The sequence below is a fragment of the Bradyrhizobium sp. USDA 3364 genome (genome assembly GCF_054056355.1).
In genome coordinates, this window is record NZ_JBSRYG010000002.1 from 2344644 (window position 1) to 2357230 (window position 12587).

Consider the following 12587-nt stretch of genomic DNA (forward strand, 5'->3'; position numbering starts at 1 on the left):
AGGAACCTTTGTCAGAGCTGCCTATTGTTGCGGCACGATGAGCTGATCTCATCGCAAAATTGGGATGAGCATCATGATTGATACCGTTGTCGTCCAACCGGCAACCGACCTCGGCGAACCGTCCGTCTCGGGCGTGTCGTGGGGCGCCGTCACGGCCGGAGCCGTGGTCGCTTGCGCCTTGACGTTGGTCCTATTGGCATTCGGCGTAGGGCTAGGCCTGTCTGTGGTCTCTCCGTGGGCCGATGCCGGCGTCTCCACGACCACCTTCAAGATCGGGACTGGCCTCTATCTGATCGTCATCGCCATGTTGTCATCGTCGATCGGTGGTTACATTGCAGGCCGATTGCGCTCCCGCTGGATCGGTGTCCACGCTGACGAGGTCTACTTCCGGGACACGGCTCACGGCTTTGTCGCCTGGGCGCTCGCATCCGTGATCGGCGCAATCCTCCTGGCCACTCCCGCAACCAGCTTGATCGGAGGCGACATCGGCGCCGCAGGCGCAGCTTCGTCCGCGAGCCGATCCGGCCCCATGGATGGCTACGTCGACACCCTGCTGCGGCCGAATACGCCATCGCCGCAAGCGCCAGCAAGCGACGCGCGCGGCGAGATGCTGCGATTGTTCACGTCGAGTTTTCAGACGGGGGCCGAAATGAAGCCGAACGATCGGGAGTACGTCGCGAAGGTCGTGGCAGCGCGAACCGGGCTCAGCCAGGCCGACGCCGAAAAACGGGTCAACGATGTCGTTACACAAATCAAGGCCGATGCCGATGCGGCGCGAAAGGCGACGGCTCAACTCGCGTTCTGGCTGACGGCGTCGCTGCTCTTGGGAGCTTTCTGCGCCAGCCTCGCGGCAACCGAAGGCGGTGGCTTGCGGGACGGCACATCGCGGGGTGCTTCGGCGGCCTTGCGCTAGATTCGAATAAGCGGATACTGGGGAGACCTGTGGCGTAGAAGTGGCCGAGAGAGTGGGATTCGCACCCCCTTTGCCCTGAACGCGCGAAATTGGCCGAAAAACAAGGATTCCAGAAAAGCCCGGTCGACGTTTGTGACCACCGCTGTGTACCACCCAAGACGCCTGTTCGACCGTCAGTGTCGGGCGATTTCGAGGCGGCTCAAGGCTTTCGGGCTTAATTCGCGAATCCTTGGCGGCGCCGCCCGCTTCATGTTTTAGGGCGACGGCCCGCTCATCGATCCCGCGCGACGGAAAGTCCAGCCAGCAGAGGAGCGTGATTGGCGAGCCTTTTGGATAGGAATTCCGTGAAGAGCCGCACGCGCTTGGTCTTGCGCGTCTCGCCGTGGGTGAGAAGCCAGAGCGTTCCGTACATGTGCAGACCGATGCCCGGCACCCTGGTAAATGATGGATCGGCGTCTCCGACGAAGCACGGCAGTCTCGTCATCCCGATCCCTTGCCGTGCCGCGACGATCTGGGCCCCGGCGTCCGGGGTCTTGAACGGCGATCCCGTAGTGGGGACCTCTCCCTTGCGAACCCAATCCGGGAGCCCGTCGTCGTTCACGACGATCCACCGGATCGCGTCTGTCACGCCCATCCGCCACGCGGCTAGTCGATCGCGGGACATGTAGACGCCGCCGTACATCTCCGGACCCTTGAGGCCGTGAAGATTGAGAGGCAGGTTCTTGCGGTCGCCGACGTTGCGAATCGCAACGTCGGCTTCCCGGTTGGTGAGGTTCGCCACCTCGCCTGTCGAAAGGACTTCCATCTCGATGTCGGGATGCAGACGCGCGAATTCGGCGAAGTCCGGCATCAGCAGGTGCGTCGCGAGGAACGGCGGAAGTGTCACCCGCAACAGACCGCGCACGCCCTGGTCGCGGCCGAAGACGCGGGTCTCGAGCTGTTGCGACGACGCCTTCATCTGGTCGGCGAACTCCAGAACGTCCTCGCCGGCGTCCGTCAGGCGGTAGCCCGACGGCAGCTTTTCGAACATCTGCGCGCCGAGGCGTTCCTCCAATTGCGCGACGCGCCGGATCACGGTCGAGTGGTTCACCCCGAGCTTTTCCGCGGCGGCCCGGACCGATCCGCCGCGCGCGACGGCGCGAAAATAGCGAATGTCATCCCAATCGATCATGGTGCTATCCGGCACCACAAGGGTGCGCGTTTACAGGCTTTATTCCACACAGCATGCGAGGATATAAGCAATAATAAGTGCCCTTCCAGAGCGGGTTGCTCGTACGTTAACGGCACTCTGAGATCGCCTTCAATCATCAAGCCGGATGATTTACGCACCAGCGATGTGCGTTTTTCCGGACTGACCTCCGGACGGCCGCAGGCCTAGGTCGGGTTCATCGGGAATATCCCCGAACGGTTTTGAAGGACAAGATCATGGGTAAGCTGGACGGTAAGGTCGCGGTCATCACGGGTGGGTCGAGCGGCATGGCGCTGGAAAGCGCCAAGCGGTTCGTCGAAGAAGGCGCGTACGTCTTCATCACGGGCCGGAAGCAGGAGACGCTCGACCAGGCCGTCAAGTCGATCGGCAGGAACGTCACGGGCGTGCGCGCCGACTCGGCCAAGCTCGACGAGCTCGACCGTCTGTTCGACACGGTCAAGCGCGAGAAGGGCAAGATCGACGTCCTGTACGCGAGCGCCGGCATGGGCGACGCCGCTCCGCTCGGCCAGATCACCGAGCAGCTTTTCGACACGACCTTCGGCCTGAACGCGCGCGGTACCTTGTTCACGGTCCAGAAGGCGTTGCCGCTGTTCAACGACGGCGGATCGATCTTCATGACAGGCTCGGTCGCCTCGCTCAAAGGCTTTCCCGGCTACAGCGTCTATGCGGCGAGCAAGGCGACGCTCCATGCCTTCGCCCGCGGTTGGCTCAACGAGTTGAAGGGTCGGAACATCCGGGTCAACGTGCTGCACCCGGGTCCGATCGCCACGCCGATGCAGGACCAGGTCCTCACCCCCGAGGCGAAGAAGATGTTCGAATCTCTGATACCGCGGGGAACGATGGGTCGTCCCGAAGAGATCGCCGCAGCCGCGGTGTTCCTGGCCTCCGACGATTCCAGCTTCGTGAACGGGCTGGAGCTGTCCGTCGACGGCGGCTTCTCGGCCATCTGAAACCCCCGCCCGATCGCGACGACGCGCATCGCTCCGCGATCGTGCCCGACCTGCATCGGAGAAACATCATGAGCTACGCAATCATCGGCTTCGGCAAGATCGGCCAAGCGCTCGCCAAGGCGTTCGCGCGCAACGGCATCGAGGTGTCCGTCGCGACCACCCGCGCGCCCGAAAGCTTCGCGTCGGACGCGGCCGCAATCGGAACTGGAATCAAGCCGAAGACGCTGGCGGAAGCGATCAAGGCGGACGTCATCTTCCTGGCCGTCCGCTTCGAACAGCATCCGGACGTCGCGAAGGTGCTTCCCGACTGGAAGGGCAAGACCGTCGTCGACGTGACCAACGGCAACGGCATGTCGCCCGAAAAGCTCGGTGGACAACTGTCCTCCGCCAAGGCCGTCGCCAAGGCCTTCGCCGGCGGCAGGCTCGTCAAGGGCTTCAACCATCTGGGCGCGACCGTCCTCGGCCAGGATCCCGCCGTCCACGGCGGCAGGAGGGTCGTGTTTCTCGCGAGCGACGACGACGACGCGGCGAAGGATATCGGCGCGCTCGCGAAAAGCCTCGGCTTCGCGCCGATCGAACTGGGCGGGCTCTCTGAAGGCGGCATGCTCGTTCAAGGCTACGGAAGCACGTGGGGCCGGCTGATCTTCAAGGACCTCGTCCAGTTCGAAAAGAAGTCCTGATCACGCGTCCCCACCTTCACGCCCATCGTTCAAAGATTTCGAAGGAAAATACCCATGACCGCGCTTTTGTCCGACGATTCACTCGATCTGATCTTCTGCTCCGCCCGCACACCCAACGGCTGGCTCGACCGTCCCGTCGACGAAGCGATGGTGCGCGACGTCTACGACCTGATGAAGTGGGGACCGACGTCCGCGAACAGCAGCCCGGCGCGCTTCGTCTGGGTGCGCAGCGCCGACGGCAAGGCGAAGCTCGCCGGATTGGCCCCCGAGGTGAACAAGCCGAAGATTCTCGCGGCTCCTGTCACGGTGATTATCGGCCACGACCTGGATTTCGCACGCGAACTGCCGAAGCTGATGCCGCACGCCGCGGAGATGATGCAGAAATACTTCGCTCCGCCGGAAATCGCCGAGGCGACGGCGATGCGCAACGGGACGCTGCAGGGCGCCTACTTCATGATCGCCGCGCGGGCCATCGGACTGGACTGCGGCCCAATGTCCGGTTTCGACAACGCTGGCGTGGACAAGGCGTTCTTCGCCGACACGCGGATCAAGTCGAACTTCATCTGCAGCATCGGGCATGGCGATCCGGCCTCCGTCTTCCCGCGCAACGCTCGTCTAAGCTTCGAGGACGCCGGCCGCTGGGCATAGGCGCAGGCAACGGCCGATCCCCTCATCAATGAGAGACAATGGAGACGTCGATGAGCATCGAGAGGAACGTGCGGGCCGTGAAGGATTTCTTCGCGGCCGTGGGCCGCGGCGACAAGGAAGATCTTCTGTCGCTGACCGCCGAAGACATCGAATGGATCATACCGGGCGAGAACTGGCCGCTGGCCGGCACGCACCGGGGTCACGCGGGATTGACGGAGCTGCTCCGGAAGGCTTCATTCTCGGTCGAGACGACCTTCCCTGCGCCGCCCGAGTTTGTGGCGCAGGGCGATCGGGTCGTGGTCGTCGGATTCGCGACGGGTACGATCAAGTCTACGAAGCGGACGTTCGAAGACCACTGGGTCTTCGCCATCACCGTCCGGGACGGCAAGCTGACGAAGATCAGAGAGTACGTCGACACGCAGGCTTTGGCGCGAGCCTCCGAGAAGGATGCGAAGCTTTGACTGCGGCCGGCCATCGCTTCCGCCGTTCCGACGGTTACGATCTCGCGATCGATGCCAGAGTGCGCATGTCGCTGCTGATCACTTGGTGAACGAACTCCGAAGCCGCGCAGTCCGGTTGGAGCGAGAAGCGCGAGATGCGGGCTCAATGCGGTCTAGATTCTCCCCGAGAACCGCGTGAAGGCAGTCAGCGTCTGCTGCCTCGGCTCCACGTCGCGCAGATAGATCTCCGCCTCCAGGAACGCGAGCTCGGCGGCCACGGCGGACTCGCCGACGTCGACGTACCAGGACTTGGGGCGGCCGTCAGAGCCGTCGCTCCAGCGATAGCCTCGCCGTTCAACGAATCCTTCAACTCGAACGGCGACTGCTCCGCCCAGATCCGGACCGTCCCGCCGCGAAACTACAGCCCGCGCGAGCAACAGCGCAGAATCGCGGGGTGCTTCGGTGGCCTTGCGGTAGATTCGAATAAGCGGATACTGGGGAGACCTGTGGCGTAGAAGTGGCGGAGAGAGTGTCAGTCAATCTCTATTGAAAGATAGAGGATTTTCGAACCTTCTAGATCAAAACCCACCACTTGAGCCACAGTGAACACTGGAGTTTCGCATCCAATGTCCTCCACTCACCGTTAGCCGCTTCCCAGAGCAAAGGTGATTGAACTATTTCTCGCTCCTACCCTCCTTGTACGCGATCATTTCGATCTTCATGTTCTCGTTTGGCGAGGGTAGCGCCGGGACGCCCACGCAGCACCGGGCGGGCTTATGTCCTTCCATCGCCTTGAGATAGATTTCGTTCACGGCATCGTAGTCGCCGACATCAACGAGATACACGTTGACCTTGACGACGTCGGCAAACGTCGCCCCGCATTCCCTGAGAATCTCGGCGAGATTCTTCATGCATTGAGCCGTCTGCTCACGAATATCCGGCGGAAATTCGCTGGTGACCGGGTTGTAGCCGGCCGTTCCTTTGGTGAATATCCAGGGGCCTACAATTGATGCGTGCGAGAACGGCCGGTCGTGGGCATGAGAATCCACCAGGCGCACGGTTTCACTTGTCATCAAGAACTCCTCCTTTGTCGAATGTCATTTTCTAAGTCGCATCGTTCGTCGCTCAAGCCACCTGATCGTCAGAGTCAGAGGCCAACAGATGATGAAATACACAACCGCCACCGCGGTGAAGATTTCCAACGGCCTGAATGTCGAGGACGACAACTCGGTCGCCCTTCGGGTGATCTCGGGTACCGACAAGACCGAGGCGAGCGACGAGTACTTGATGAGCATGACGAAATTCGACGCCAGCGGGGGAAGACTGGCCCAAAACGCTTGGGGCAATACGATTCGCCTGAAGGTCTGCAGCCTGCTCAGTCCAAGCACCTTCGCCGCTTCGACATGCCCCTTTGGGACGCCTTGAATTCCCGCGCGATACACTTCTCCGATGAAGGCTGACGAATAGATCGAAAGCCCCAGAATGGCCGCGAACATTGCCGGAAGGTCGATTCCGAACGATATCGGCAGCACATAGTAGTACCAGAGCAGCTGGATCAGAATCGGAGTGTTACGAACCAACTCCCCGAACGTGATGCTGATGGATCTCACCACTCTCCACTTGGAGAGGTCCAGCGACACCAGCACCAGGCCGCCCAACATCGCCATCACCAGCGTGGCGGCAGAGATGATCAATGTCCCCTTTAGGCCCGAAAGCAGGAAGGGCAGATTGCTCCACACAACATCCCATCTGAACGCGTACGTGTTCATGTCTCGACCCGAGCTGCGCCGATCGGTTTACTTGGCGACCATCGGGCCAAGATTATGCTTCTCCGCATACTTCTTGAGCCGGCCGTCGTTGTGGATCGTTCGTACGAACAAGTTGATGTAGTTAAGCCAGACCTGGTCCCCCGGTGCGACCACATACGAATACGGCGTGACTGCAAGCGGCTCGGACGGCGAAATCAGCCTCGCCCAGTCGAACTCCTTCTTGATCCTGACGCTGGCCGGATAGTCGCTGATGTAGACGTCGGCCTTGTTGGCGGCGATCTCGCTCAACATATCGGCGGGCGGAACGACACTGCGCTGGGTGGCCTTCTTCAAATATCCCTTCATGACATCATCCATGAAGCTTCCCAGCCCGGTCACGACCCGAACGCCGGGCTGGTCGACATCTTCCCACTTCTGAATCTTGCTGCCATCTTTAACGACGGCGTAAAGTCCGGACTCGAGATACGGGTTGGAAAATTCCACCGCCTGAGCTCGCTTGAGGGTCGCGGCGACGGCAAACATTCCGATATCGCATTTGTCGGCCTGGAGGTCGGCAATGAAAGTCGAGAACTGCGTCTCGACGATCTCGAGCTGAACGTTGAGTTCCTTCGCGAGCTCCTTGGAGAGATCGACATCGATCCCTTCAAGCTCTCCGGTCTTCGGATTCCGAAATGAAATGGCGTAATAGTTCGGGACCTGGCAGACGCGGAGTTTGCCCTTTTGCGGGATCGACGTGAGTTTCGAAACCTTTTGTTGCGCGAGCGCCGGCGTCGATCCGAAATGGAAGGCAATGCCGATCAGGCTCGCGGCGACGATCAAGAGCTTATTCATTCTGGTCCCCCGTCATTGTTCGTTGTCAGAACATCATCTCAAGGAATTGCTTCGCTCTCTCCGTCCTGGGCGACTTGAAGAACTGCTCGGATTCGCTCTCTTCGACGAGCTTGCCACCGTCCAGGAAAGCGATGCGTGTGCTTACGTTGCGGGCAAAGCCCATCTCATGCGTGACCACCACCATGGTCTGCCCATCGTCTGCGAGCTTTCGAAGGACAGCCAAGACCTCGTGTCGCAGTTCCGGGTCGAGCGCGGACGTCGGCTCATCGAACAAGATCACCTTGGGGTTCATCGCCAGCGCGCGCGATATCGCCACCCTCTGCTGCTGGCCGCCCGAGAGTTGTGCAGGGTACACATCCCGCTTCGCTGCAATCCCGACCTTGGCCAATATCTCGATGGCTGACGCCGTTGCGACGTCGCGCGAGATTCCTCGAACCCGCATCGGCGCTTCAATGACGTTCTGAAGGACGGTCATATGCGGCCACAAATTGAATTGCTGGAACACCATGCCGATGTCCCGTCTGATCAGTTTGGCCGCCTGCGAATTCCGCGCGGCATCAGACCCAGCCACCGTGGTCCCATTGACGCGAATCTCGCCGGCGGAGATTTCCTCTAGAAGCGCAAGGCACCTCAGGAAGGTCGTCTTTCCCGATCCGGAGGGACCAATGAGGCTGACGATTTCGCCCTCCGCGACCGAGAGCGAGACGTCGTCGAGCACCGAAAGAGGACCAAAGCTCTTTCTGATTTGAAGGGCTTCGAGAATGGCCTTCCTTACCGCTGACACCATGTCGTCCCACTGGCTTCTTCTGACGGCCTCTGACCCGTTCGATTAGAGTGGCTGATAGTCCGAGCGGAAAGAGACCACTTGCGAGCGCAGTGTTGCCCAAATTAGACCACCACGCGGCTAGGCGGCCGAAGGGCGTCCCCCACTGGATCTGGCCGTACCGCCGTCTCGATCGCGTTGGACAGAGCATCCAATGCCGCCGGAAGGACGTCGATCGGCAGATACCCGAAGCCGAGGCGCAGGACGGCGGAAGACTCCCCGAACCAGGCACCGTCGCCGATCTGCAGCTCGGCCGCCGGTAGAGTTGACCAGAAGCGGGCAATCCCGCCGTCGTCGAAAACGTTCGGGCTCAGCCGGAGACAGCACATTGCTCCGCCATCCGGCCTCACCCACTGGACTCTTCCGGCCTGGGCGTCGACCCACGCCGCAACCTTCGACAGACCCGCAGCAAGCAGACCGCGACGCGCGCCTAGGATTTTCTCACGCGTCTCCAGGATGACTGAGGCCAAGGTCTCATCGAGCGGAGAGCCCGAGATCACCATGTTCATCTTCGCAACCGTCAGTCGCTCGCGCAATGCGGGGTCCCGGACGGTGAGCCAGCCGACACGAAGTCCCGGTGCGCCATGCGCCTTGGATACGGATCCGCCCGTGATGACAGCATCGTCGACTGCGGCGGCGCTTCGCGGGGGAGTCTCGTCGCCGTACGTCGCGTCGCGATAGGTCTCGTCGACGAAAAGACACGCGGTGGGAGACTTGACCCGCATCAGGTCCAGGATGGCCTTTATCTCATCCAAGGTCGCCCGGACGCCGCTCGGGTTCTGCGGACTGGCGATACTGACGAGCTTCGTGCGTTCGTTGAGAAGGGGCTCGAGCGCACCGACAGTGAGCTTGAAGCCTTGGTCGAACGTCAGGCGGCACTCGCGCAAGGTTACGCCCGCCCCGACGAGGGAGTCGCGAGACGGCGGGAAGGACGGCATCGCGATGACGGCCTCGTCGCCGGGGCGACACAGCTCGAAGGCAAGCATGAACAGACCGAGGGCCGTGCCCTGCGTCGTGACGACCTCCTCCGGCAGGACGCCGGTGAGAGCCGCGATCGCGGTCCGGAGCCGCGGAAGGCCCGCCGATGTGCCATAGCCCATCTTGAGGCCGCCCAGCGCGGCCGCGCCGCCGGCCAGGTCGAGAATTTCGCCGAGCGTCAGATCCTGGGCCGTGCTCTCGGCCAGATTGTATCGCCGATTGACGTCAAGCAAAGAAATGATCTCATTTCGGGGAAAGCGGCCCTGCCAATCTGCCTCGTCGCTCACATCGCACCTCTTGTCGTTTGGTCAGCAAGACTGTGGGTGCCGCAGGGCTCACGTCTTGTCGGAAGTTGCGATCCTCGCGGCAGGCGGCTCCGATCTGGCCATGGCTGCGCCAGCATCGCGTCTACCGTCGCGTCGACCGGCCCTACTCGAACTCCAGGATCGTTTCGATTTCGACGCAGTTTCCGCGGGGCAACGAATGCATGCCCACCGCCGAACGCGCGTGCAGCGCGATCTCCCTGCCGAACACCTCGTCGAGCAGATCGGAGGCTCCGTTGATGACCTCGGGCTGCCGGACAAAGTCGGCGACGCAGTTCACCATCCCCAGGAGCTTGGTGATGCGCTTGACGCGCTTCAAGCTGCCGAGGTTTGCCTTGATGGTTCCCAGAGTGTTGACCATGGCAACGCGCGCGGCCTGATAGCCTTCTTCCACAGAGACTTCGCGACCGAGCTTTCCCATGAATTGGGGAACGCCGGCCGAGTCGGGCAGATGGCCCGCCAGATACAGGACGTTTCCGGCCGCCCTCGCCCGGGCATAGTTGCCGACGGGTGGGATGGATGCCGGAAGCTCGATTCCGAGCTTGGCGAGTACGGCCTCCGGATCCTGCAGATCCCCGGTTGTTGCGGACGAAGCGTTCATTTGCACAACTCCTCGCTGTTCGCCGTCAAGGCCGGCGAGATCTCGTCTGGTCCAAAGCCGTACTTGGCTAGAAGCGCGCGGTGTTCGTCGGAGCCCAGAAACCGTGCAAGCTCTGCGTTGAATTTGGCGATGAACGCACCGTCGGTCCGATTGAACGAGAATGCGCCGAAGCCTGCTTTCGGGCGACCGTTCTCCATCGGCGGCTCGAAGGGCTGCGCGAGCGCCAGATCCGGGTCTTTCAACGAAGCCAGCAGGGCACGATGGCCAAGCGCTGAATTCGGATAGGCATCGACGCGCCTGTCCTTGATCGCAGCCAGGACGCCCTCCTGCGCCCCGAATTCGACGATCCGGTCAGCCGGCACGCCAGCCGCCTTTGCCGTCGCGATCTGTACGGTGCCCCTGACGACACCGAGCTTGGCGCCGGACGACGCGGCCGTGGCGTAACTGGTGATATGCTTTGGATTGCCTGCGCGGACGATCATGCCGTCGACCAGAGCCCAGATTGGATTGGAGTAGGCAACGGTCTTGCAGCGCAAGGGCGTGACGAACAGCGCGGTGTTCATCTTCCATCGGCTTGCGGCCACGCCCGGGATAAGCTCAGCGAACTCCACCTTCTTCAACTCGACGTCCTTGATGCCCATTCTCGCCAGCACCACCCTGGCGACGTCGACGTCCGACCCTGCCGGAAGTCCATTGACGGTCGCCGCGAATGGCGGTTCCTCGATATAGGCAAAAACGAACTTGTCTTGGGCGATCGCCGGCGCGGCGATCAGAGCCGCAATCGCGGCCATCGCGAACTTCCGTGACGTCGTTTTCATTCTGAACTCTCCCCCGAGGACTTCGCGTCCTCGGGCTGAATATGGCAGTGACGGCAACAGCCCTAGTAGTGGGCGGATGCGCTCGCGGCGTTCTTCAAGTCAGAACACCTGCCATCAGGCATAATTGATGACGAGATGCTTGATGTCGGTCATCTCGTCCATCGCGTAGACCGTTCCCTCGCGACCCAGCCCCGATTCCTTCCAGCCACCGAACGGCATGTTGTCGAGCCGGTAGATCGGCACGTCGTTGACCATCAGGCCGCCCACGTCCCAATCCTCGATCGCGGAGAATGCGCGCATGAGGTCGTTGGTGAACATGCCCCCCTGCAGGCCGTAGCGGGTCGCGTTCGCGCGATGGACGGCTTCCTCGAAATCCCTGAAAGGATTCACGGTCAGCACCGGGCCGAAGACTTCCTCGTCCTCGATCATCATTCCGCTCTTCGTGCCCGCCATGACCGTTGGCTGGACGACAGCGCGCTCGCGCCTGCCGCCGACCAATATCTTGGCCCCTGCAGCGGCCGCTTCGTCGATCCAGCCCGCGATACGCTTCGCCGACCCTTCGTCAATGACGGGACCGACGTCGACACCCTCCTGCATGGGATCGCCGACTTTGCAGGCACTGACCTTGCTGGTGAGCTTCTGGACGAACGCGTCATGTACGGTGTGATCGACGAGAATGCGCTGGACGCCGATGCAGTATTGCCCGCCATAGACGACGCCACCTCTGACGCACCTGGCGGCAGCGAGGTCGAGGTCAGCATCTGCACAGACGACAACGGCGGCATTCCCGCCCAGTTCCAGTGCGACTTTCTTCTTGCCCGCGATCGACTTGATGTGCCAGCCGACCTTCGCCGACCCCGTGAACGTGACCATCGCGAAGCGATCGTCCTTGACCATCTGCTCCGCGAGGGGAACGCTGCAATGGACGACCGAAAGCGCCCCCTTTGGGAGGCCGGCTTCAGTCAAGATCTCCGCAAGCAGGAGCGATGTCAGCGGCGTCTGGGGTGCAGGCTTCAGCACGACCGAATTTCCGACCGCAAGCGCCGGCGCGACCTTGTGTAGCACGAGATTGAGCGGGAAGTTGAACGGCGCGATCGCAAGGATCGGCCCGATCGGAAACCGCCTCGCGATGCCGATGCGCCGGCGAATGGAAGACAGTTGCGCGAAATCCGCGTTGGCGAGATCGAGCGGAGCGCCGTCGGCCGATGTCGTCTGGTACTCGTAGACGCCTGCATCCATGTCGAGGGGAATCTCGCGACCGCCGTAACGCCGCGCTTCCGCGGCGGCATTGGAGAGGTTGAAGATCGAACGGGCAACCTCGCCCCGGGCGTCGTAAAGAGGCTTGCCCGCTTCGGCAGCGATGGTGCTGGCGAATTCGGTGCGTCTGGCCTTCAAGATCTCCGCGGCGCGCGCGAGGATATCGGCGCGGACGAAGCGCGGCAGCTTCCGCATGACATGAAAGGCGGCTTCGGCGGCATTGATGGCTTTCTCGACCGCCGCTGCATCCGACACCGGCATTTGACCAACTGGAGATCCGTCATAGGGTGATCGGATGATGTCGAACTGTGTAGCGTTCATGGCAGATTGACCCTGGTTTAGGTTG

The 12587-nt window shown here is 61.8% G+C and carries 14 protein-coding genes and 1 pseudogene; 5 read left to right on the forward strand and 10 right to left on the reverse strand.

Going from position 1 to position 12587, the window contains the following annotated elements:
- Positions 1 to 73 precede the first annotated feature (73 nt).
- Positions 74 to 913, forward strand: a complete 840-nt coding sequence (locus ACVILL_RS10980; protein ID WP_456729057.1) for a hypothetical protein — start codon at positions 74 to 76, stop codon at positions 911 to 913.
- A 271-nt stretch (positions 914 to 1184) separates the two neighbouring features.
- On the opposite strand, the gene ACVILL_RS10985 is transcribed toward ACVILL_RS10980, so the two are convergent.
- A complete protein-coding gene (locus tag ACVILL_RS10985) occupies positions 1185 to 2084 on the reverse strand; it encodes a LysR family transcriptional regulator (RefSeq protein WP_456729058.1) in 900 nt (299 codons plus the stop codon).
- Between the two features lie 254 nt (positions 2085 to 2338).
- Here ACVILL_RS10985 and ACVILL_RS10990 point away from each other — a divergent pair, with 254 nt between their 5' ends.
- The 4 genes from ACVILL_RS10990 (at position 2339) to ACVILL_RS11005 (ending at position 4862) form a co-directional block, all read left to right on the forward strand.
- Positions 2339 to 3073 (forward strand): SDR family NAD(P)-dependent oxidoreductase, encoded by a 735-nt coding sequence (locus tag ACVILL_RS10990; RefSeq protein ID WP_456734240.1) that lies wholly within the window; start codon positions 2339 to 2341, stop codon positions 3071 to 3073.
- A gap of 68 nt (positions 3074 to 3141) precedes the next feature.
- On the forward strand, positions 3142 to 3753 hold the full coding sequence (locus ACVILL_RS10995; RefSeq protein ID WP_456729059.1) for an NADPH-dependent F420 reductase: 612 nt from the start codon (positions 3142 to 3144) through the stop codon (positions 3751 to 3753).
- A gap of 54 nt (positions 3754 to 3807) precedes the next feature.
- Positions 3808 to 4401, forward strand: coding sequence for a malonic semialdehyde reductase (locus ACVILL_RS11000; protein ID WP_456729060.1), 594 nt, complete (start codon positions 3808 to 3810; stop codon positions 4399 to 4401).
- A 50-nt stretch (positions 4402 to 4451) separates the two neighbouring features.
- A complete protein-coding gene (locus ACVILL_RS11005; protein WP_456729061.1) occupies positions 4452 to 4862 on the forward strand; it encodes a nuclear transport factor 2 family protein in 411 nt (136 codons plus the stop codon).
- A gap of 152 nt (positions 4863 to 5014) precedes the next feature.
- On the opposite strand, the pseudogene ACVILL_RS11010 reads toward ACVILL_RS11005, so the two are convergent.
- The 9 genes and pseudogenes from ACVILL_RS11010 to ACVILL_RS11050 all read right to left on the reverse strand — a co-directional run.
- Positions 5015 to 5256 (reverse strand): annotated as a pseudogene (locus ACVILL_RS11010) (3'-5' exonuclease); the annotation flags it as partial.
- 259 nt (positions 5257 to 5515) lie between these two features.
- Entirely contained in the window at positions 5516 to 5914 is a 399-nt protein-coding gene (locus ACVILL_RS11015) for a RidA family protein (protein WP_456729062.1), read from the reverse strand.
- Positions 5915 to 5938: 24 nt separating this feature from the next.
- Positions 5939 to 6610: an amino acid ABC transporter permease gene (locus tag ACVILL_RS11020; protein WP_137483354.1), complete on the reverse strand. Its 672-nt coding sequence runs from the start codon at positions 6608 to 6610 to the stop codon at positions 5939 to 5941.
- A 27-nt stretch (positions 6611 to 6637) separates the two neighbouring features.
- On the reverse strand, positions 6638 to 7441 hold the full coding sequence (locus ACVILL_RS11025; RefSeq protein WP_456729063.1) for an ABC transporter substrate-binding protein: 804 nt from the start codon (positions 7439 to 7441) through the stop codon (positions 6638 to 6640).
- Positions 7442 to 7466: 25 nt separating this feature from the next.
- Positions 7467 to 8228: an amino acid ABC transporter ATP-binding protein gene (locus ACVILL_RS11030; RefSeq protein WP_456729064.1), complete on the reverse strand. Its 762-nt coding sequence runs from the start codon at positions 8226 to 8228 to the stop codon at positions 7467 to 7469.
- 101 nt (positions 8229 to 8329) lie between these two features.
- On the reverse strand, positions 8330 to 9529 hold the full coding sequence (locus ACVILL_RS11035) for a pyridoxal phosphate-dependent aminotransferase (protein ID WP_456729065.1): 1200 nt from the start codon (positions 9527 to 9529) through the stop codon (positions 8330 to 8332).
- 142 nt (positions 9530 to 9671) lie between these two features.
- Positions 9672 to 10166, reverse strand: a complete 495-nt coding sequence (locus ACVILL_RS11040) for a RidA family protein (RefSeq protein ID WP_137483351.1) — start codon at positions 10164 to 10166, stop codon at positions 9672 to 9674.
- Complete coding sequence (locus ACVILL_RS11045; protein ID WP_456729066.1) at positions 10163 to 10957, reverse strand: transporter substrate-binding domain-containing protein; 795 nt, start codon at positions 10955 to 10957, stop codon at positions 10163 to 10165. Before ACVILL_RS11045 ends, ACVILL_RS11040 begins: the two co-directional genes overlap by 4 nt.
- A gap of 141 nt (positions 10958 to 11098) precedes the next feature.
- Positions 11099 to 12562: an aldehyde dehydrogenase family protein gene (locus ACVILL_RS11050; RefSeq protein WP_456729067.1), complete on the reverse strand. Its 1464-nt coding sequence runs from the start codon at positions 12560 to 12562 to the stop codon at positions 11099 to 11101.
- Positions 12563 to 12587: the final 25 nt, after the last annotated feature.